The sequence below is a fragment of the Paraburkholderia sprentiae WSM5005 genome (assembly GCF_001865575.2).
Classification (GTDB): Bacteria; Pseudomonadota; Gammaproteobacteria; order Burkholderiales; family Burkholderiaceae; genus Paraburkholderia; species Paraburkholderia sprentiae.
Genome location: NZ_CP017562.2, coordinates 1,478,553 through 1,496,216, shown reverse-complemented (window position 1 = coordinate 1,496,216; position 17,664 = coordinate 1,478,553). Strand labels below are relative to the sequence as shown.

Annotated in this window: 25 protein-coding genes and 4 pseudogenes; 15 read left to right on the top strand and 14 right to left on the bottom strand. The window is 63.8% G+C overall.

Going from position 1 to position 17,664, the window contains the following annotated elements; all coding sequences use genetic code 11:
* Window positions 1–39: 39 nt before the first annotated feature.
* The 14 genes and pseudogenes from BJG93_RS23540 to BJG93_RS23480 all read right to left on the bottom strand — a co-directional run.
* A pseudogene (locus tag BJG93_RS23540) lies at window positions 40–769 on the bottom strand (IclR family transcriptional regulator).
* A gap of 11 nt (window positions 770–780) precedes the next feature.
* Window positions 781–984, bottom strand: coding sequence for a hypothetical protein (locus BJG93_RS36265; RefSeq protein WP_322786929.1), 204 nt, complete (start codon window positions 982–984; stop codon window positions 781–783).
* Between the two features lie 41 nt (window positions 985–1,025).
* Window positions 1,026–1,199, bottom strand: a complete 174-nt coding sequence (locus BJG93_RS36260; RefSeq protein WP_322786928.1) for a hypothetical protein — start codon at window positions 1,197–1,199, stop codon at window positions 1,026–1,028.
* Between the two features lie 395 nt (window positions 1,200–1,594).
* Entirely contained in the window at window positions 1,595–1,894 is a 300-nt protein-coding gene (locus BJG93_RS23530) for a ferredoxin family protein (RefSeq protein WP_027193773.1), read from the bottom strand.
* Complete coding sequence (locus tag BJG93_RS23525) at window positions 1,891–3,201, bottom strand: FAD-dependent oxidoreductase (RefSeq protein ID WP_027193772.1); 1,311 nt, start codon at window positions 3,199–3,201, stop codon at window positions 1,891–1,893. The genes BJG93_RS23530 and BJG93_RS23525 overlap by 4 nt, the downstream gene beginning before the upstream one ends.
* A gap of 11 nt (window positions 3,202–3,212) precedes the next feature.
* Window positions 3,213–4,316, bottom strand: coding sequence for an electron transfer flavoprotein subunit alpha/FixB family protein (locus BJG93_RS23520; RefSeq protein WP_027193771.1), 1,104 nt, complete (start codon window positions 4,314–4,316; stop codon window positions 3,213–3,215).
* Window positions 4,313–5,161, bottom strand: a complete 849-nt coding sequence (locus BJG93_RS23515; protein WP_027193770.1) for an electron transfer flavoprotein subunit beta/FixA family protein — start codon at window positions 5,159–5,161, stop codon at window positions 4,313–4,315. Before BJG93_RS23515 ends, BJG93_RS23520 begins: the two co-directional genes overlap by 4 nt.
* A 16-nt stretch (window positions 5,162–5,177) precedes the next feature.
* Window positions 5,178–5,516, bottom strand: coding sequence for a nitrogenase stabilizing/protective protein NifW (gene nifW, locus BJG93_RS23510; RefSeq protein WP_027193769.1), 339 nt, complete (start codon window positions 5,514–5,516; stop codon window positions 5,178–5,180).
* A gap of 5 nt (window positions 5,517–5,521) precedes the next feature.
* Entirely contained in the window at window positions 5,522–5,674 is a 153-nt protein-coding gene (locus BJG93_RS23505) for a hypothetical protein (protein ID WP_154671662.1), read from the bottom strand.
* Window positions 5,671–6,807 (bottom strand): homocitrate synthase, encoded by a 1,137-nt coding sequence (nifV, locus tag BJG93_RS23500; RefSeq protein ID WP_027193768.1) that lies wholly within the window; start codon window positions 6,805–6,807, stop codon window positions 5,671–5,673. The genes BJG93_RS23505 and nifV overlap by 4 nt, the downstream gene beginning before the upstream one ends.
* 216 nt (window positions 6,808–7,023) lie before the next feature.
* On the bottom strand, window positions 7,024–7,296 hold the full coding sequence (locus BJG93_RS36485) for a hypothetical protein (protein WP_407675303.1): 273 nt from the start codon (window positions 7,294–7,296) through the stop codon (window positions 7,024–7,026).
* A gap of 77 nt (window positions 7,297–7,373) precedes the next feature.
* Window positions 7,374–7,748 (bottom strand): iron-sulfur cluster insertion protein ErpA, encoded by a 375-nt coding sequence (gene erpA, locus BJG93_RS23490; protein WP_027193766.1) that lies wholly within the window; start codon window positions 7,746–7,748, stop codon window positions 7,374–7,376.
* Window positions 7,749–7,814: 66 nt separating this feature from the next.
* Entirely contained in the window at window positions 7,815–7,928 is a 114-nt protein-coding gene (locus tag BJG93_RS23485) for an iron-sulfur cluster assembly scaffold protein (RefSeq protein WP_231337596.1), read from the bottom strand.
* A 12-nt stretch (window positions 7,929–7,940) separates the two neighbouring features.
* Window positions 7,941–8,726, bottom strand: a pseudogene (locus tag BJG93_RS23480) (aminotransferase class V-fold PLP-dependent enzyme); the annotation flags it as partial.
* Window positions 8,727–8,996: 270 nt separating this feature from the next.
* Between BJG93_RS23480 and BJG93_RS36480 the strand changes: the two are divergent.
* The 15 genes and pseudogenes from BJG93_RS36480 to BJG93_RS23410 all read left to right on the top strand — a co-directional run.
* Window positions 8,997–9,153: pseudogene (locus BJG93_RS36480) on the top strand (helix-turn-helix domain-containing protein); the annotation flags it as partial.
* A gap of 245 nt (window positions 9,154–9,398) precedes the next feature.
* Entirely contained in the window at window positions 9,399–10,994 is a 1,596-nt protein-coding gene (gene nifB / locus BJG93_RS23475; RefSeq protein ID WP_231337506.1) for a nitrogenase cofactor biosynthesis protein NifB, read from the top strand.
* A gap of 41 nt (window positions 10,995–11,035) precedes the next feature.
* Window positions 11,036–11,230: a 4Fe-4S binding protein gene (locus BJG93_RS23470; protein ID WP_027193764.1), complete on the top strand. Its 195-nt coding sequence runs from the start codon at window positions 11,036–11,038 to the stop codon at window positions 11,228–11,230.
* A gap of 50 nt (window positions 11,231–11,280) precedes the next feature.
* Entirely contained in the window at window positions 11,281–11,688 is a 408-nt protein-coding gene (locus BJG93_RS23465) for a HesB/IscA family protein (RefSeq protein WP_071336675.1), read from the top strand.
* Window positions 11,689–11,703: 15 nt separating this feature from the next.
* The gene (locus tag BJG93_RS23460) at window positions 11,704–12,285 is read left to right on the top strand and encodes a hypothetical protein (protein ID WP_231337505.1); all 582 of its coding nucleotides are present in this window, start codon (window positions 11,704–11,706) and stop codon (window positions 12,283–12,285) included.
* Window positions 12,282–13,001, top strand: coding sequence for a 4Fe4S-binding leucine-rich repeat protein (locus tag BJG93_RS23455; protein WP_231337504.1), 720 nt, complete (start codon window positions 12,282–12,284; stop codon window positions 12,999–13,001). The genes BJG93_RS23460 and BJG93_RS23455 overlap by 4 nt, the downstream gene beginning before the upstream one ends.
* Window positions 12,994–13,374 (top strand): nitrogen fixation protein NifZ, encoded by a 381-nt coding sequence (locus BJG93_RS23450; protein WP_027193760.1) that lies wholly within the window; start codon window positions 12,994–12,996, stop codon window positions 13,372–13,374. Before BJG93_RS23455 ends, BJG93_RS23450 begins: the two co-directional genes overlap by 8 nt.
* On the top strand, window positions 13,371–13,646 hold the full coding sequence (locus BJG93_RS23445; protein WP_071336673.1) for a nitrogen fixation protein NifZ: 276 nt from the start codon (window positions 13,371–13,373) through the stop codon (window positions 13,644–13,646). Before BJG93_RS23450 ends, BJG93_RS23445 begins: the two co-directional genes overlap by 4 nt.
* Entirely contained in the window at window positions 13,643–14,014 is a 372-nt protein-coding gene (locus tag BJG93_RS23440) for a DUF3024 domain-containing protein (protein WP_231337503.1), read from the top strand. The genes BJG93_RS23445 and BJG93_RS23440 overlap by 4 nt, the downstream gene beginning before the upstream one ends.
* Before the next feature lie 77 nt (window positions 14,015–14,091).
* Window positions 14,092–14,415, top strand: a complete 324-nt coding sequence (locus BJG93_RS23435; protein WP_231337502.1) for an aminotransferase class V-fold PLP-dependent enzyme — start codon at window positions 14,092–14,094, stop codon at window positions 14,413–14,415.
* A 108-nt stretch (window positions 14,416–14,523) separates the two neighbouring features.
* Complete coding sequence (gene nifT / locus BJG93_RS23430; protein ID WP_027196579.1) at window positions 14,524–14,742, top strand: putative nitrogen fixation protein NifT; 219 nt, start codon at window positions 14,524–14,526, stop codon at window positions 14,740–14,742.
* Between the two features lies 1 nt (window position 14,743).
* Window positions 14,744–15,022 (top strand): hypothetical protein, encoded by a 279-nt coding sequence (locus BJG93_RS23425; protein ID WP_231337501.1) that lies wholly within the window; start codon window positions 14,744–14,746, stop codon window positions 15,020–15,022.
* Complete coding sequence (locus BJG93_RS23420; RefSeq protein ID WP_231337500.1) at window positions 15,009–16,172, top strand: DegT/DnrJ/EryC1/StrS family aminotransferase; 1,164 nt, start codon at window positions 15,009–15,011, stop codon at window positions 16,170–16,172. The genes BJG93_RS23425 and BJG93_RS23420 overlap by 14 nt, the downstream gene beginning before the upstream one ends.
* A gap of 10 nt (window positions 16,173–16,182) precedes the next feature.
* On the top strand, window positions 16,183–17,025 hold the full coding sequence (locus BJG93_RS23415) for an SIR2 family NAD-dependent protein deacylase (RefSeq protein ID WP_231337499.1): 843 nt from the start codon (window positions 16,183–16,185) through the stop codon (window positions 17,023–17,025).
* 55 nt (window positions 17,026–17,080) lie between these two features.
* Window positions 17,081–17,368, top strand: a pseudogene (locus BJG93_RS23410) (2Fe-2S iron-sulfur cluster-binding protein); the annotation flags it as partial.
* Window positions 17,369–17,664 lie beyond the last annotated feature (296 nt).

Sequence of the window (17,664 nt, the reverse complement as noted above, 5' to 3'; positions counted from 1 at the left end):
AAAAGCGATTAACAACGCAAGTTTGTTCCTCACGCATCACTACCCGTCTACCTGGCCCGGCTTTATTCCGCCAAGGTATCGTGTGAGAATTCGCCCGGAATTCCTCACTATCTCCGCCCGGAGTCCAGTCTCTCGCGGGGCATGGTCAGCGTAATGACACCGGCGAGTTGCCCGGACGGGCCGAACACCGGCGCGGCGATACCTGTCAATTGCGGATCGAGGTCTCCTGCTAAGGCGATGACCTGCTGGCGGCGGATCTGTTGACCGAGTGCCTCGTTGCCCTCATGGCAGTAGGCTTGCAACACCCGGCCTCCTGTGCCACGATCCAGCGGCAGTAGCTCGCCCACGCGGATGTGATCTCGCACAGGCTGTGGCGAGTCGACGCGATACAGGCATAGCCGTTGCGCACCTTGACGTACGTGAAACGCGGCGCTTTCACGGGTTGCGGCCACCAGTTCCTGCAGCACGGGCATCACCAGCGACTCGCTGGAGGACGATTGCGCATGGACGGCATGCAGCCTTGCGACGCCGGACCCGAGCACGTAGCAGCCATCGGCGCGACGTACCACGAGATGCGCATGTTCCAGCGACGCGCGCAGGCGCAGCACGGTGCTCTTTACACGCGCGTGCGTTCCGCGAGCGCGCTCAATGACAGCACGGGCGTGCCGTTGCCGAAGGAAGCCAGCAGGGTCAGCGCACGGTCGACTGCTGCCACGCCGGCTGCCAGATTGTCGTCGGCCAACGATGCGATGGCGGGCTGTTTGGACATCGTGCTTCTCCTCAGACGGACCGTTGCAGCAACGCTTCCACTGCGCCGAAGCCGATGTGATCCGCCGGATCGAGCTGCCGTAGTTGTGCGACCAACTGTGTGGCGGTTTCGCGTTCGCCGCGCCGCAGGCCGATGAAGGCGAGCGCCTTTAGCGTGAACAGCCAGAAGCAGGCGGGACCGGGCGCGTGGAAGTTCGCGTCGCCGGCTTGTACCATCCGCCAGTTCTCATTCAACCCGGCGGCATGCGCAGATGCTATTAGTCCCAGATGGGCCGCGTGCTCTGCCTATCGAGTTCGCAGCGTCCGGCATGGAACTTGTAGAGCAGATAGTAGGCGGCAAGGCTTTGCGGAGACGTCAGCGTGACGCTCCACAGGACCGCGACGATCTGCTCGGCCGGCGCGCCGTGCAGGCCTTCGATGAGGCGCCGCACGGCGGCCGACACCTCGCCGCCGAACAGTTCGGTCGACTCGACCCGACCCCGGACAGCAGGTTCACCACACCGTCTCCGCAGGGATGAGGCGCTGCACCCGTTCGCCGCCTTCGAGGTGACGCGTGAAGATTTTCTCCACGTCGGCCATCGTCACGCCGCTGTAGAGCACCGCGTCGGGATAGACGAGCCCGTGCGCGCCCTGATCGCACGGGCCGAGACAGCCCCGAAGACGTGATCGCGACTGTATCGGGCGCCTGGCGTTTCTGTTGTTCCGCCCAGAAGGCCTTCAGCAGCGCGGTCGAGCCCTTGCCGCCCGGCGCCCCGCGGATGCGGCGGCGGCCGGTTCTCGGCGCAAGCAAACACATGTCGTTCTGGTCCGGCCATGACGATGTTCCTCAACCGAACTTGAACAGGATGCCGTGACCACCGCGCGGGTAGTCCCACTCGATATTTTGGTGGTCGGTACAAAGGATGCGGCAACTGCCGCATTCGAGGCAGCCGTCGGTGATCAGCGTCACCGCGCCGTTGCCTTCGGCCTTGTAGCACGAGGCCGGGCAGACGAAGGTGCAACTCTTCGCGGTGCATTCGCTCTGGCAGACGTCGGCATCCTTGATGTGGACGTGCGGCCGTCCTGCATCGACGCGATAACGGTTCTGGAACAGCTTTTCCTCTACGTTGACGGGTAGGGTGCTCATCGGAAGGCCCTCAGGAGTTTGTAGGCGTCACCCACGATGCCGGAAAGCGAACGGGCTGTGCGGAAGCTCGAAAAAATCTCGCGCTCCTTGCTTTTCTTGTCCTTACCGTCGACTGTGATCATCGTGCGCGCGGCGCGCGCCACGAGGTCGGGGTAGGTCGTAAAGAACTGCGGATTCTGGTGCAGCACGGCCGGCATGTCGCGGTACTTGTGCAGGTCTTTCATCACGAAGCTCTGATCGAGCGCGGCCTTGTAGGCCTTGAGCGTGCCGGCGCGGTAGCCGTGGCCCGCGGCTTTCGCGTGGATCACCGTTTCGGCGGCGAGGCGTCCCGTGGTCATCGCGAGATTCGATCCTTCTCGGTGCGCAGCGTTCACGAAACCGCCTGAATCACCAACGATCATCCAGCCGTTGCCGTAGACCTGCGGGATTGCGTGAAAACCGCCTTCGGGAATCAGATGCGCGCAATACTCCTTCATCTCGCCGCCCGCAATCAGCGGTGCGATCGACGGGTGCTGCTTCATCTTTTCGAGGAGCACGTAGGGGCTCGTGCGGTTGGGGTTTTTCTTGAAGTCGCTCAGCATGCAGCCCACGCCTATGGTGAGCGATTCCTTGTTGGTATAGAGGAAGCCAGTGCCCATCATGCCGTCGGTGATCCTGCCGACCATCTCGATCACGACGCCGTCGTCCTCGCCGACGTTGAAGCGCTGACGGATCGTCTCCTCTGGCATGAAGAGAATCTCCTTGACGGCGAGCGCAACGTTGCCGGCCCCGATCTCTCCATGAAAGCCCGCCTTGCGCGCGAGCGTCGAATTCACGCCGTCGGCGAGCACCACCACGTCGGCATAGACATCGCCGTGCTCGCGGTCGCACTGCACGCCGACCACCCGGTCGCCGTCCATGATCAGTTCCTTCACCGTGGTCTCGCAGAGCAGCAGTGCGCCGGCTTCGCGCACTTTCGATGAAAACCACTTGTCGAACTGCGCGCGGATGATCGTGTAGCGGTTATAGGGCGGCTTGTTGTAATCCTCGCTGCGCACATGCGTACCGACAAACGACGTATCGTCGAGCATCCACATCCGCTGCTCGATGATGTGGCGCTCCAGCGGCGCATCGTCGCGGAAGTCCGGGATGATCTCTTCGAGCGCCTTCGCGTACAGGATCGCGCCCTGAACGTTTTTGCTGCCCGGATATTCGCCCCGCTCGATCTGCAGCACTTCCAGACCTGCCTTGGCCATCGTGTAAGCGGCAGCGTTGCCGGACGGACCGGCGCCGACCACAACCACATCGAACTGTGAAGGTTTTCTCATCGTGATTCTCCTCAGGCAGCCTGCTCGCGGCGTCGGGTCAAATGCTCCACAAAAGCCTGCTTCAGCGCGGGCAACACTTGCAACGCATTGCCGACAATCCCGTAGTGTGCAAAATCGAAGATGGGTGCGTTCGGGTCGGTGTTGATCGCCACGATCACGTCTGCGCTTTCCATGCCCACGCGGTGCTGGATCGCGCCGGATATGCCGGCGGCGATGTAGAGCTTGGGCCGCACCGTCTTGCCGGTCTGTCCCACCTGGCGCTCCCCCTCGACCCAGCCGGCCTGCACGCATGGCCGGGTCGCACCCACTTCGCCGCCGAGCACGTTCGCCAGTTCGAACGCCAGCTGGAAGTTCTCCGGGCTCTTCAACCCCTTGCCGCCGCTCACGATCACATCGGCATAGGGAAGGTTGATCCGGTTGCTGCTCGCATCCGGGATAAAGTCGAGCAGCCTCGTGACGATGTCCGTCTCGATCATCCCCAGCGTTCCATGGACGATGTTGCCGGTGCGTTCGGCGTCACGCAGCGGCATCGGCATCACGCGCGGGCGCACCGTCGCCATCTGCGGACGGTACGCGAGCGTCATGATCGTGCACAACAGCGAGCCGCCGAAGGTGGGGCGCGTCGCCGCCAGCGCCCGCGACGCGGGATCGATGTTGAGTTCGGTGCAATCGGCGGTCAGCCCGGTCAGCAAGGTCGTCGCTACGGAGCCGGCGAGGTCTCGGCCCATCGACGTCGCGCCCAGCAGCAGGATCTCGGGCTGATGCCGGTTGACGAGGTCAGTCAGCCCTTTCGTGAACGGCTCGTTGCGATAGCCTTGCAAGACCGGGTCGTGGACGATGTACGCATCGTCCGCGCCGTAAGTGAAGGCTTCTGCGGCGAACTGTTCGAGCGGTTCATTCGCGCCGCCGAGCACCGCGATGCCCACTCGGCTGCCGAGCGTGTCGGCCAATCTGCGCGCTTCACCGAGTAGTTCCCACGAGACGCTGTGGACGTGTCCACGGTCGTGCTCGATAAAGACCCAGACGCCTTTGTAGGCCTTCAGGTGTTCCGGCAGTTCGAGGTTGCGTCCTGCGCGGCCGACGGGTTTCTTCGCGGGGGCGGCGGGTGCGTTCATGACCCCTCCTTCATCAGCAGGTCAGCTTCCAGGGTTGGATGGCGCGTGAAGATCTTTTGCAGCAGGTTCACCGACACGTCGCGCAGACTCGATGCGTCGAGCTCGAGCATCTCCGCTTTCTCGCTGCGCGGCGTCGGTCCAAAGACTTTTCTGACCGCTGTCGGCGAGCCCTTCAGGCCGATCTTGCTGAGGTCTTCGATGCCGGCCTGTTCGCAGTTCCATTTGCGCACCGGGTAGCCGGCCGCATGAATCATCGCGGGCAGCGTCGCAAAACGCAGTTCGTTGGTGTTCTCCAGCATTGTGATCAGGCACGGCAGCGCAGTCCTGAGCACGTGCACGCCGCCCTCGGCGCGGCGCTCGACGGTGATCGTGCGCGCGTCGAGAGCGGTCTCGACGATGCGCGACACGTAGGTCAGCAGTTGCAGCCCGAGGCGTTTGGCGATACCGGGGCCGACTTGCGCGGTGTCGCCGTCGATCGTCTGCTTGCCAGTGAACACGATGTCCACCGCCTGCTCCTTCGCGATCTGCTGGATACCCGCTGCCAGCGCGTACGACGTAGCGAGCGTATCCGCGCCAGCGAATGCACGGTCGGTGAGCAGCACGGCGTCGTCCGCGCCGAAGCTGATGCACTTGCGCAGCGCTTCCTCGGCCTGCGGCGGGCCCATGCAAAGCAACGTGACCTTGCCGCCGAAGTGGTCCTTCAGTCGCAGCGCCTCTTCGAGTGAAAACAGGTCATACGGGTTGACGATCGCCGGAACACCCTGGCGCATGATCGTGTTGGTGACCGGATGAACGCGGATCTGCGTCGAGTCCGGGACCTGCTTGATGCAGACGACAATGTGCATGGTCTTGCTCCACCTGTCAGGCAAGGGTGCGCGCGGGCAGCGACGCGCGCAGACTGTCGAGTGAAACGTGCTGTCGTCCATTTGTGTCCCGGAACACCTTGAACACTTTTTCCTGCGCCGGCGTGGAGGTGACGAAGTCGCCGTAAGCCTTCAGCAGCAGCGCGTGATATGACGCGAACAGGGCGGGTTCGTCGCCTTCCGGCAGCGCGTCCTGCTGCTGGATGTACTGAAAGAAGCGCTTCAGGATGTGCAGTCGACTCACGTTGACGACCTTCTGGTCGAACGGAACGCCGAAGAACTGCAGGAAGTCCTCGGCTGAGGACAGCGCCTTGAGTTGCTGGACAAAGCTTTCCATCACGTTTACTCCTTGCAAGCGGATGAGGATAGGTGTGGACAGAACGTCGGCTCGGCGAAGTACTTGTCGCAGGCGCCGCTGGTGGCGCACGGCGTCGTCGTGCCCGACTGTTCGGGTTGCGCGACGCACTTCGTGAAGCCGACCACAGCGCCGCTCATGACAATTCTCCGACGGTGTAGCGCAACTCGATCAGGAAGCGATACAGGTCGGCGGCGCTGGGCGTTTGCTTATGCTGGGTGGCATGGTGGCGGATACGGGTCAGCAGCAGCACGAGCAGCTTTTCACTGACGGCCAGACCGAGCGCGTCATAAGCCCGGCGCACGCTTTGCGAACTCGAATGCTTGCCGAGCACGACCGAGCGTTCGCGACCGAGTTCGGCGGGATCGAAGCTCTCGTAGGTCGATGCATTCTTCGCGAGCCCGTCTGTGTGGATGCCGGACTCGTGCGTGAATACGCTGGCGCCGACAATGCTTTTGTTCAGCGCGACCGGGCGTCCTGAAGCCCGTTCGACAAGCCGCGAGATGCTCAACAGCGCGGTCGTGTCGACGCCGGTGTTGCGACCCATGATATGGCGCACGCCCATCACGATCTCCTCCAGCGCGGCATTTCCGGCGCGTTCGCCGAGACCATTGACAGTGGTGTTGGAGTGGGTTGCGCCGGCGCGCAGTGCGGCAAGGGTGTTCGCGGTTGCGAGTCCGAGGTCGTTGTGCGCGTGGATTTCGATTTCCAGATCGACCGCGTCGTGCAATCGCGCAATCGCTTCATAGGTCGAAAAAGGATCGAGGACGCCGAGCGTGTCCGCAAAGCGGATGCGCTGCGCACCGCACCGTTGCGCGTGCCGCGCCACGTCGGCAAGGAACGCGGGGTCCGCGCGCGAGGCATCCTCCGCGCCCAGCGAAACCTTGCGGCCGCTTTTGACGGCGGCGCTGACCACGCGATTCACCTGCGCGAGCACCCACGAGCGCGGCTGGCGCAATTTGTGTTGAAGGTGGATATCGGACACGGGGATCGACAGGTGAATGATGTCGGGATTGCAGCACAAGGCCGACGCCAAGTCCGCGTCGGTGAGGCGGCCCCAGACCATCAGATCGGCGTCGAGATTCAGCGCGACGATGGTCTGGATGCAATCGATTTCCTCGGCACCCATCGCGGGGATACCGATCTCCAGTTCGGGTACGCCGGCGCTTGAGAGCGCCTCGGCAATCGCGCATTTTTCGGCAACCGTGAATGCGACGCCAGCGGTCTGTTCGCCGTCGCGCAGTGTGGTGTCGTTGATGATCGGATTCGACACGGGAAGTTGTCCTTTAGGCATTTGATCATACGGTTTGCAAGTACTGCGCCATGCACGGTTAGTGCGAATAGCCGCTTGCCGCGGGGCTTTCCGGTGTTCGCTGGCGCTGTGATGAAGCGGTACCAACGAAGACCTGTCGCGAATGTCGTGTTTCGAACAGCCAGGTGTAGCGATGAACACGGCGCTGCAGAAAGCGATGCGATGCGATGGGCGTGGTCAGCCAGGACGTGCGGACGCGGTCGGCGCGATGCAAACGCTGTATGGATTGGCTATCCATTGCAACGGCGATGCGGGAAGATAAACACAGGCGGCGGCTATCAGCGCGGCTATGCGCTCGCGGCGATGACCGCTATGGCGCTTGAAGAGGCCGCACAGCGCTAAGGACGCATGCCCCCAATGCTCACGCGCGAGCTCGCGCGTATGTGGCGGCTGTTCGATCGTCAGGTCGGCGTCGCGCAGCTTCACGCAGCACGCGAGACGCGGTTGCACGTCGAGGCCTCACGCATTGTCGAACTGGTCGTTCTCCTCGTCGGGAGGCGCCAGTCAGTGAGATTTTCATGATTGCCTCACACGGAAAACGAACTGCCGCAGCCACAGGTGCTCTGCGCATTGGGGTTGTGAATGACGAAGCGCGAACCTTCCAGGCCGTCTTCATAGTCGACGCGCGCGCCGGGCAGGTATTGCTGGCTCATCGAATCGACCAGCAGCGTGACGCTGTCCGTCACGATCTGCATGTCGTCGTCCGCCACCTGGTCGTCGAACGCGAAGCCGTACTGCAAGCCCGAACAGCCGCCGCCGGACACGTACAGCCGCAGCTTCAGGTTGGGATTGCCTTCTTCCTCGATCAGCGAGGCCACTTTCGCAGCGGCCTGAGGCGTGAATTCGAGTAGGCCGGGCATGACGCCGAGTGTGGCGGAAGCCGGTTGGGCGAGCGTTTCCATGGAGGTTCCTCTCAGGCTTGAATGGACTCACTTCGGGCTAGAAGAGCAGGTCGGTTGCTCGGCGAGTTACAGGTCGTCGGCTGCTGCGCCTCGAATCGTCTGGCGCGAGCGAAAGTCAGACACGGCCGCCTTGATCGCGTGCTCGGCGAGAATCGAGCAGTGGATCTCGACCGGCGGCAATGGCAGTTCCTCGACGATCTGATGCGTGCACAACGTCCACGAGCGCATGCTGCGCTCGTGGACGCCGCCGTGCATTTGGCACGCGATCCGCATGCGCGGCCGGAGCCCCACATACAGCGCGCCAATGCCTGCGGGGCCGTCCATCTTGTGAGCCGAGAACGACATCAGATCGACCGGCAGAGCGGCGAGATCGATCGGCACCTTGCCGGCGGCCTGCGCGGCATCCACGTGCGGCAGGATGCCCTGGGCTCGGCAGAGCGCGCCGATTGCGGCGATGTCCTGGATCACGCCCGTCTCGTTGTTGACGAACATCACCGACGCAAGCACGGCGCCCGGCTGGAGCGCTGCTTCGAACACGGCGAGGTCCACGAAACCGCTTTCTTGCACCGGCAACACTGTGACCTCGAAGCCATCGCGATCAAGTTCGAGCATCGCGCCGAGCACCGACTGGTGCTCGGTCGTGAGCGTCACCAGGGGATTGCCTTTGGCGCGATCAAGGTGCGCGGCACCGTTGATCACGAGGTTGTTCGATTCCGTCGCTCCGGAGGTCCAGACAATCTCGTGCGGGTCCGCGTTGACGAGCGAGCTGACCTGCTCGCGGGCTAGTTCCACCGCTTCTTCGCCGACCCAGCCATAGGCATGCGAACGGCTGGCGGGATTGCCGTACATCTCGGTCAGGTAAGGCAGCATGCGTCTGATCACGCGCGGATCGCCCGGCGTGGTGGCGGCATGATCCAGATGCACCGGGTTGGCGCCGCGCGGATGGAGGCCGGTACTGACGCGTTGGAAATCCGACATCGCAGGCTCCTAAAAGCGGGGTAATGCGACCTTCAGGGCAACTTGCATGCCAGTGGATTTTCGGGCTCTAGCGGCCTCTTTCAGCTGGGCGTCCCGCGCCTCTGGGCGAAATACCGATCGCTGAAGTGCCGTCGTGGCAGCCGCCATACGGGCATCATGATCCGGATAAGGCGTCGGCACCGGCTGTCTGATCTGGCAGCGCGGCCACTGAGGCTACCGCTGATCTGGATCTAGTGGCGGACGACCACACGTTCGCGACATCGCAAGCCGGGGAAGCCAGAGGGTGAACGCGAACGATTGAACTAGGCGATGGAACGCTGCGGCTTGGTCCAGGAAGGCGGCGCGCTTGCTGGGAATCACACCCCGGCAGATGGGCGATGCGCTGCGTAAATGCTCTATTGAGGTTCGCCGGATCTGGCGAGGATAGATAATGCTTCGCCTGCCCAGTTTGTGCGGGTCCATTTCGCTGGTTCGGAACATGCTGTCCGGGTCGTGTGAGATTTGTCGCAACACCGACACGACGCAACGAAATTGTAGGGATACGTCGCGCGCCGGGATCAAACAGAACTGCGAAATATGTCCTAACCCGTTGATTCCTGGCGTTCTTGTCGAGTGGCATGGATCTGGCTCTATGGCTTGCGCGCGGCCGCCGTTGGTTGCGAGGAGATATCCATGCAAGCGAGTTCAAATGCGAGCGACTTGCCCGCAGCGGCCTACATCAGCGTCGGGCAGATTAAATCGGTCGGCGTGAAGATCGAAGACCCGTCCACGGGTGGCGGCTGCGGCACGCACGGTGGCGAGGGTAGGACCAGCTGCGGCGCGTCGGGTAGTCTCGACGACATGCCGCCGGACATCTGGGAGAAGGTCAAGAATCACCCATGCTACTCGGAAGAAGCCCATCATCACTATGCGCGCATGCATGTGGCGGTGGCGCCGGCTTGCAACGTCCAGTGCAACTACTGCAACCGCAAATACGACTGCGCGAACGAGTCGCGTCCCGGCGTGGTCTCTCAGAAGCTAACGCCGCAACAGGCAGTGAAGAAGGTCGTGGCGGTCGCAAGCGAGATTCCGCAGATGACGGTGCTTGGCATCGCCGGTCCCGGTGATTCGCTGGCGAGCCCGAAGAAGACCTTTGAGACGTTCCGGATGCTGCAGGAACAGGCGCCGGACATCAAGCTGTGCCTGTCGACCAATGGCTTGGCGTTGCCCGACCTCGTGGACGAAATCTGCAAGTACAACATCGACCACGTGACAATTACCATCAACATGGTCGACCCGGCGGTGGGCGAGAAAATCTATCCGTGGATTTTCTGGAAGCACAAGCGCGTGACCGGTTACGAAGCAGCCTGCATCCTTCATGACCGGCAGATGAAGGGTCTCGAGATGCTCACCGCACGCGGCGTGCTGACCAAGATCAACTCGGTGCTGATTCCCGGCATCAACGAGGAGCACCTGATCGAGGTCAATCGCGACGTCAAGAAACGCGGCGCGTTCCTGCATAACATCATGCCGCTGATCTCGGAGCCCGAGCACGGCACTCACTTTGGCCTGAGCGGCCAGCGCGGACCGACTGCGCAGGAACTCAAGGCCGTGCAGGACGCCTGCATGGGCGGCGCCAACCTGATGCGTCATTGCCGCCAGTGCCGCGCGGATGCGGTTGGCCTGCTGGGCGAGGACCGCAGCGAGGATTTCACGCTCGACAAGATCGAGCAGATGGAAGTGGTCTACGACCTTGTCCGCCGCCGTGAATACCAGCAGCGCGTCGAAGCCGAGCGTCAGGCGCAGCACGACGCGAAGCAAGAAGCGCTGGCTGTCTCTCGCGAGATCGACGTCGCCGACGACATTAAGGTGCTGGTCGCGGTCGCAACGAAGGGCGGCGGCCGGGTCAACGAGCACTTCGGCCACGTCACGGAGTTTCAGATCTTCGAGGTCTCGGCAGCCGAAGCGCTGTTCGTCGGCCATCGCCGGGTGGACCTGTATTGCCGGGGCGGATACGGCGACGACGAGCAACTACCGTCGGTCGTGCGCGCGCTCCACGACTGCCACGCGGTGCTGGTCGCGAAGATCGGCGCCTGCCCGAAGGACGAACTTGCACAAGCGGGCATCGAGCCGGTCGATCAGTACGTCGGCGAATTTATCGAAAAAGCGGTGCTTGCTTGGTTCAACGACTACCGCAGTCGCATCGCCAGCGGCGTCATCGTGCACGGGGACCGCGGCGATGCTTCGATCCGCCAGGGTGCTTACACCTCGTCAGCCTCAGCGGCGTGACAACCCCACACCCTTCCAGACAGGACAACAGGAGAGCCTCCATGCCTCTGAAGATTATTGCGTCCACCTGTACGGGATGCTCGGCCTGCGAACCGGAATGCCCCAATGTCGCGATCATCGAGAAAGGCGGCGTGTTCGCGATCGACCCCAAGAAATGCACCGAATGCGAAGGCCACTTCGACGACCCGCAGTGCGTCGCCGTGTGTCCCGTGGACGGCTGCATCGTTCAGGTTTGAGTCTGGCTCGTGGCCGGGCCGGCCATTGATCCATCAGGAGACTACGCATCATGCTGTCCAACGTAACTGTTACGAGCGCCGCCGAGAAGTTCATGCGTCGTATCGTGCGCTTTTCGGGCCTGCCGGCTGGCGCCGGCTTTCGTCTGGTGGTGAGCGCCGGCGGCTGTTCCGGCTATACCGCGGAATTCACCGCCGAGCCGGCGCTGCAACCAGGCGAACAGGAACTCGACATCAACGGCCTGCGCGTATTCCTGCCGGCTGAGAGCCGGCTGATGCTCGAAGGCATAACGATCGATTTCGCCGACACGCCAACCCAGTCCGGCTTGATCTTCTTCAATCCGAGCCAGGCCGGTTGTGGTTGCAGCAGCAGTGCGGAGTCGGCGCCGCCGGGCCTGGCGACCATCGATGTCAGCGCGATTGGCCGCGGGCGGCCGCCGCTGCCGCGTCAGATCTCCTGAAGAGGAGCGATGGCGATGGACTTCGGCGACCGTGCCCTCGACGACGCAATGACCGCGTTTGCGCAAAGGGCGATTGGCGGCGGGTTGCCGTCAGGCGTCAATGCATTGATCGCCGAGGCGGGTCGGTTGCGCGAGCGCCCCTACGAGGCGCTCGCGCTGTTGCAACGCGCCCGCGCCGCCGCGCCGCGCCATCCGGTGCCGTTGATCGCGCTGTACCGTTTTTACTTCTACGGCCATCAATTGGCGCAGGCGCGTGCGATCGGCGAAGACGCGCTGGCGGTCGCCCGCACCGCGCTGGGCGCAGATTTCGGCGACGAACCGCTTGCTGCCGCGATCGTGACCACGCGTTATGACGCGGCCGCGCGTTTTTATCTGTTCACTCTGAAAGGCCTCGCGTACCTCAACATGCGTCTCGGCGACTTTGAAGAAGCGCGCATGCTACTGCGCGAATTGCGCCGGCTCGATCCCGAAGACCGGGTGGGGGGCGCGCTGCTTTCGCAGGTCTTGGATCGTCATGAGACCGGCGTCGGGTCCGACGATGCAATGGATGCGCTGAGTGAGTATCCGACGCGCGGCTGGACGGGGACGCAACCATGAGCGTACAGAACGTGCGCGTACCAGGCGGCGACATTGCACCGCGCCACTGGCAGGGCGGCCCGCTCGACTGCGCCGGCTGCGGGTATGTGCGGTTCCGCGAGTTGCCGGCGGAGCACGGTTGCGGGCCAGCGAGTCACGCCGGTGTGTTTTGTCTGCCCGCATTGCTCGGTGACCCGGACGAGATGGTCCAGCTGCAGCTCGCGTTGCGATTGCCGCAGGCGCAATTGGCGCGCCTGATCCACGATCCACATCGCGAGGTGCGGATTCTCGTGGTGCAGCGCCTGTCGCCTGCTGCATTGGTCGGCATGCGGGGCGATTCCGACTACGGCGTGCGCGAATGGGTGGCGCAGCGTCTGCCGCTCGCGCTGCTGCCGCAGATGATCGGCGACCCTGATCGCGTAGTCCGGATGCGACTGGCAGAGCGTCTTGAGATGCCTGCGCTGCTGCGTATTACCGACGACAGCGAGGCCGAGGTACGCCGCATCGTCGCCGAGCGTCTGCCCGCGACGCTGCTATCGCGCCTCGCGTTCGATCCCGATTGGCGAGTGCGCTGGGAAGTCGCGCGGCGCGCCGCTGGCGAAATCGTGGCGTCGCTGGTGGATGACGCGGACGAAGAGGTGCGCGCGCTCGCGCGGCAGCGCCGGCAGTCGGGCGAGGTCGCTAACCTGATGACCACCGGACAGACGCAACGATCAGCAGGAGTGAAGCATGGCTGACATCAACCGCGACGACGACCTGATCGAGGTCGCGTTTCCCCCGCGCTTCAACTACGGCGAGCGCGTGATCGCACGCTCGGTGATCCGCAACGACGGTACGTACAACGGCAAAGACATCGGCGAAGTGCTGGTGAACAAGGGCGAGATCGGCTACGTCACCAGCATCGACACGTTCCTTCAGCAGTTCTATATCTACGCGGTGGATTTCGTCGAGAGCGGCCACCGTGTCGGCATGCGCGCGAAAGAGCTATGCACGCTCGACAACCTGCCGGACGACGTGCTGCAAGGCCTGGGCGAGCGGGCCGAAGCGCTGCACAAGATCGGCACGCGGGTCCAGCCGGAAACGTCGCAACCGCAGGAGCCGTCAGCATGAGTATCGAACCGGTTCAGCCTGCTTATCAGTGGGGCATGCGCGTGATCGCGCTGGATGACCTGTGCAACGACGGCAGCTTTCCGGAGCGCGGCCAGGACGATTGTCTGGCCGAGGCGGGTACGGTCGGCGAAATCGTCAACGTCGGCCAGGTGATTGAGAGCGGCGAGCCGGTCTATCTGGTGGAGTTCGGCAACTGTGTCGTCGGATGCACGGAGAATGAAATTGCGCCCGCACCCGCCGGCCTGCTACCCGAAGAAGGAGCCATGTCATGACGGCTCAGGCGAGCGCGCCAGAAGCGGCGCCGCCGCGCGACGGTTTGCGCGCGGGCCGCCCGCTCGACCTGACCCAGCGCCAGATCGAGCAAGCGTTGCGCGAGCGTACCCGCTACCGCTATGTGCAGCCGCGCGTGCTGCGCGATGGGCAGGGGTTCCGTGTCGAGAGCCCGTGCTGCTCCCGCAATGTCGACGCGAATGGCGGGATGATCGACATAGCCTGGCTCACCCGCGATGAAGACGGTATGTGGCACCTGAGCGCGCGCGATCATGCGTCGCACCGATGGATGCCCCAGCAGGAGAGCACCGATCTGGCCGAGCTGCTGGACACGCTGTGCATCGATCGCGAACGCGTGTTCTGGCCGTGAAGCAAACTAATGGAGCCGGGCGACGATCTATCCCGACCACAACGCGACCATGCCGCCAGCCTCCGCCGTGGCAGGCGATGCTGTCCATCCTGACGGATGTGTGGGGCAACGCGTCGTCGCAGCATGCCGTCGGTCAGCAGGCGAAGGGCACGTTCGCTGCGGCCCGCGCGACGATCGCGCGAGCGCTCGGTTGCAAGCCCGCAGAGTTGAGCTTCGCCAACGGCGCCACCGAAGCCAATCACCTGGCCGTGTGCGGGCTGCACGCGGCGGCGCCGGAGGGCCGGCACCGTGGCGTATTCAGCGCGATCGAACATGCTGCGCACCTGAAGCTGGTGCGTGCGCTGGCTGCACGCGGCGGTGCGGCTGTCGCTCGGCGAAATCACTACGGCGCAGGATATTGAGTACGTGCTCGCCCATCTGCCGCCGTTGCTTCGTCCCTTGCTGGAGGAAGCAGCGCATCCCGCTTGAACCTGGTTTGAACCTGTCATCAATCTCCGGAGTCCGCAACCATGAAAGTCATAATCCGCAAGGACAGCAAGGGCGCGCTGAGCGCCTACGTGCCAAAGAAGGACCTGGAAGAGCCCATTGTCGCGATGGCGCAGCCCGGGATGTGGGGCGGTCTCGTCACGCTCGCGAACGGCTGGCAACTCGGATTGCCCGCGATGGCCGACGATACGCCACTGCCCATCACGGTCGAAGCGCGGCGCATTACTGGCGTGGAGGAGTGAGATGAGCCTGAACGCCGAGCAATTGGACTTCGCGGCGGACCTGCTCCGCACGGCACCGACGCTACGCGACGCTGCCGCGCAATGGCACGAACGTTATCCCGAGGTGCGCACAATGCATGTCAGCGCAACGGTGATGCGCGACCAGACAGCAGCGCTCCGGTTCGGTGTGCGCAGTATCTATTTCACGATATTGGCCGGGTATTACAGGTCCATCACGCAGCGGCCTGAAGAGGCCGATGCGTTGATCCTGACTGAGGACAAGGCGCATGGAAATCGATGAGATCGCGTTGAGCGAACCGGCTTGCGCGGCGCGCGAGATCGATCTCGTCAACGCGGTGCTGCAATCCTCGCGTTGGAACGACGGGCCGATGCTTGATTCGTTCGAGCGCGCGTTTGCGGGCTGGGTTGGCCGGGAGTATGCGGTCGCGGTCGCGAGCGGCACGCTCGCCACCTGGATTGCGTTGCGCGCGACGGGGATCGGCCCGGGAGACGAGGTGGTCTGCGCGTCGCACACCTGGCATCAGGTGGCGCAGGCGATCACGCTGGCGGGAGCCGTGCCGGTGTTCGCCGACATCGACTACTGGAGCGGTTGTCTGAGCGCCGAAAAAGCCGCGCAGAAGATTGGCCCTCGCACGCGCGCGATCCTCGCCGGCAACACCAACGGCCACCCGGCCGCGTGGGCGCTGCTGCGCGAACTGGCCGACGCGCAGCGCTTGCGGCTGATCGAAGACAGTACTGAGGCGTTGGGCTCGCGCTACCGGGGCCGCAACGTGGGCTGTTTCGGCGACGTATCTGTGTTCGACTTCTCCAGCCCGTCCGCGCTGTGCACAGGAGCGGGCGGCATGCTTGTCACCGACGATGACGAACTCGTCCATGAACTGCGCTATCTGCGCGAGCGGCGCGTCACGGACCGCGCGTCCGTCTCGGTCGGCTCGCGGGTGCCGCTGCAGGCGGGCATCAGTGATCTGACCGCCGCGCTCGGTCTCGCGCAACTGGCCGAACTCGACACGCGCCTCGCGCAGCGAAAGCAGGTCGAGACCTGGTATCACGAAGAGATGCAAAGCTTCGAAGGGATCAAGCCGGCCTACGTGGCCGGGGACGTCGAAGAAGTGCACTGGATGCTCTATGTTGTGCATTTGGGCAAGCGTTTTACGCAGAGCGCGCGCGCCCAGATGATCGACGACATGAAATCTTGCGGCATTGAAACGGTGGCCTACAGCCATCCGCTGCATCAGCAGTTCCACTACATGAACGCGGGCGATGCGATCGGCCGCAAGAGCGGCCTGTTGCCCGACACCGAGCGCATCGGCGATCGCGCGCTGGCGCTGCCGCTGCACACGCTACTCGACACCGACCAGGTCAAGTACATCGTCAAGACGCTGAAAGACACCGCGACCAACGTGGGCGCCGGCGCCGCGATTTATCTGTGAGGCGCACTCCATGACCGTTTCAGTCCAGACCATCGCCGAACGCCTGTGTGCGGGCGGCGTCATTCCGTACCTGGGACCAGCGCTGCTCGCGCTGTGCCCCGATACGGCCGTCCCTGCCACGCCGCTCGCGCTCGCCGAAATCATCACGGCCAAGGTCAGCGTGCTGCACAAGATCCGCACCCGGCTGACCCAGGCGGCGCAGTTCATCGAAAACTTCAAGCATCGCAAGTCGCGGGTGAGCGTCATGAATGAGGCCTTCGCCATGACGCCGACGCCGTCGGCACTGCATTGCGCGCTGGCGGCGATCGGCGCCGGGCTGGTTATCGACAGCTGGGACGACGACACCTTCGCCTGCGCGCTGGCGCAGGCGCGGCTGCAGGGCGGCTGGGCGCAGTTGCAGGGGCTGTCGCAGGCCGAGCATTTCGGCCATTGGTTCGCGGCCTATAGCGCAGACGGCGCGTTGCTGGATGACGTGCCGGCCTCGGGCGCGCTGCTCTACAAGCCGATCGGCGGCCATGCGCCGGCCTCTAACTACCTGGTCTCTGAAAGCGACTTCGTCGAAGTCATGACCGAGATCGATATCCAGACGCCCATTCCGCCCGCCGTGCAGGCGTGGCGCAGCGGTCGCAGTTTTTTGTTTCTGGGCTGTCGTTTCGATGACCAGCTCACACGCAGTTTCGCGCGCCAGATCATGAAGCGCTCCTCCGACATGCACTGGGCCGTGCTGCCCGACGAACCGACGCGTATGGAGGCGCGCTTTCTCGAAGAGCAGGGCATCACGTGCATCGCGATGCCGCTGGGCGGGTTCGCCGAAGCGTTGGTGGATGCCTTGCAACCCGCACTGGCCGCGTGAAGCGTGACCGCTATTCATCGTTCTTTATCCGTAGCCTTTTATCAAGATCGCCGTCATGACCACAATGACCGTACTGCCTTCGGGCAAGACCTACGACGTTGCCGCCGGCGCGACCCTGCTGCAGGCACTGCTCGCCGTAGGCGAGAGCATCGAGCACAAGTGCAACGGCAAGGCCGACTGCGGATCTTGCCATCTGTTCGTACAGGAAGGGCGCAAAAGCCTGTCGAAGATCGAGCGGCTCGAAAACGACAAGCTCGATAGGCTCGTCGGCGTCGGCTCCAAGTTGCGCCTCGCCTGTCAAGCCGTGCTGGCCGAAGAGCCGGTGACCATCGAACTGCTGACTTCGTCTGAGCGGCGAGATGACCGCGGTCGAATCGCTGGTGGTCGACGTGGCCATCGTCGGCGCGGGTCTACGCGGCCTCGCGCTGGCGCGCGTACTGCATGCGCAGGACGTTTCCGTCGTGGTCATCGAAGCGCGCGAGCGCGAGGGCGGCCGTGCTGACGCAATGTTGCGAAGCCACGCGTCGAGATACGGGCAGATGCCCTTCGCGCGTTCCAGCAGGCTGTCGGCGGTGGCCTGATCCAGCGTGCCGGCCATGAAGACGGTGAGACTGAGTGCCATCCCGTAGGCGCCCTCGA

What these genes read in the sequence shown, in the direction of transcription:
- BJG93_RS36265 (WP_322786929.1), bottom strand. Translation starts at nt 984, where the DNA reads ATGGTACAAGCCGGCGACGCGAACTTCCACGCGCCCGGTCCCGCCTGC.
- BJG93_RS23530 (WP_027193773.1), bottom strand. Translation starts at nt 1,894, where the DNA reads ATGAGCACCCTACCCGTCAACGTAGAGGAAAAGCTGTTCCAGAACCGT.
- BJG93_RS23525 (WP_027193772.1), bottom strand. Translation starts at nt 3,201, where the DNA reads ATGAGAAAACCTTCACAGTTCGATGTGGTTGTGGTCGGCGCCGGTCCG.
- BJG93_RS23520 (WP_027193771.1), bottom strand. Translation starts at nt 4,316, where the DNA reads ATGAACGCACCCGCCGCCCCCGCGAAGAAACCCGTCGGCCGCGCAGGA.
- BJG93_RS23515 (WP_027193770.1), bottom strand. Translation starts at nt 5,161, where the DNA reads ATGCACATTGTCGTCTGCATCAAGCAGGTCCCGGACTCGACGCAGATC.
- nifW (WP_027193769.1), bottom strand. Translation starts at nt 5,516, where the DNA reads ATGGAAAGCTTTGTCCAGCAACTCAAGGCGCTGTCCTCAGCCGAGGAC.
- BJG93_RS23505 (WP_154671662.1), bottom strand. Translation starts at nt 5,674, where the DNA reads ATGAGCGGCGCTGTGGTCGGCTTCACGAAGTGCGTCGCGCAACCCGAA.
- erpA (WP_027193766.1), bottom strand. Translation starts at nt 7,748, where the DNA reads ATGGAAACGCTCGCCCAACCGGCTTCCGCCACACTCGGCGTCATGCCC.
- nifB (WP_231337506.1), top strand. Translation starts at nt 9,399, where the DNA reads ATGCAAGCGAGTTCAAATGCGAGCGACTTGCCCGCAGCGGCCTACATC.
- BJG93_RS23470 (WP_027193764.1), top strand. Translation starts at nt 11,036, where the DNA reads ATGCCTCTGAAGATTATTGCGTCCACCTGTACGGGATGCTCGGCCTGC.
- BJG93_RS23465 (WP_071336675.1), top strand. Translation starts at nt 11,281, where the DNA reads ATGCTGTCCAACGTAACTGTTACGAGCGCCGCCGAGAAGTTCATGCGT.
- BJG93_RS23460 (WP_231337505.1), top strand. Translation starts at nt 11,704, where the DNA reads ATGGACTTCGGCGACCGTGCCCTCGACGACGCAATGACCGCGTTTGCG.
- BJG93_RS23455 (WP_231337504.1), top strand. Translation starts at nt 12,282, where the DNA reads ATGAGCGTACAGAACGTGCGCGTACCAGGCGGCGACATTGCACCGCGC.
- BJG93_RS23450 (WP_027193760.1), top strand. Translation starts at nt 12,994, where the DNA reads ATGGCTGACATCAACCGCGACGACGACCTGATCGAGGTCGCGTTTCCC.
- BJG93_RS23445 (WP_071336673.1), top strand. Translation starts at nt 13,371, where the DNA reads ATGAGTATCGAACCGGTTCAGCCTGCTTATCAGTGGGGCATGCGCGTG.
- BJG93_RS23440 (WP_231337503.1), top strand. Translation starts at nt 13,643, where the DNA reads ATGACGGCTCAGGCGAGCGCGCCAGAAGCGGCGCCGCCGCGCGACGGT.
- BJG93_RS23435 (WP_231337502.1), top strand. Translation starts at nt 14,092, where the DNA reads ATGCTGTCCATCCTGACGGATGTGTGGGGCAACGCGTCGTCGCAGCAT.
- nifT (WP_027196579.1), top strand. Translation starts at nt 14,524, where the DNA reads ATGAAAGTCATAATCCGCAAGGACAGCAAGGGCGCGCTGAGCGCCTAC.
- BJG93_RS23425 (WP_231337501.1), top strand. Translation starts at nt 14,744, where the DNA reads ATGAGCCTGAACGCCGAGCAATTGGACTTCGCGGCGGACCTGCTCCGC.
- BJG93_RS23420 (WP_231337500.1), top strand. Translation starts at nt 15,009, where the DNA reads ATGGAAATCGATGAGATCGCGTTGAGCGAACCGGCTTGCGCGGCGCGC.
- BJG93_RS23415 (WP_231337499.1), top strand. Translation starts at nt 16,183, where the DNA reads ATGACCGTTTCAGTCCAGACCATCGCCGAACGCCTGTGTGCGGGCGGC.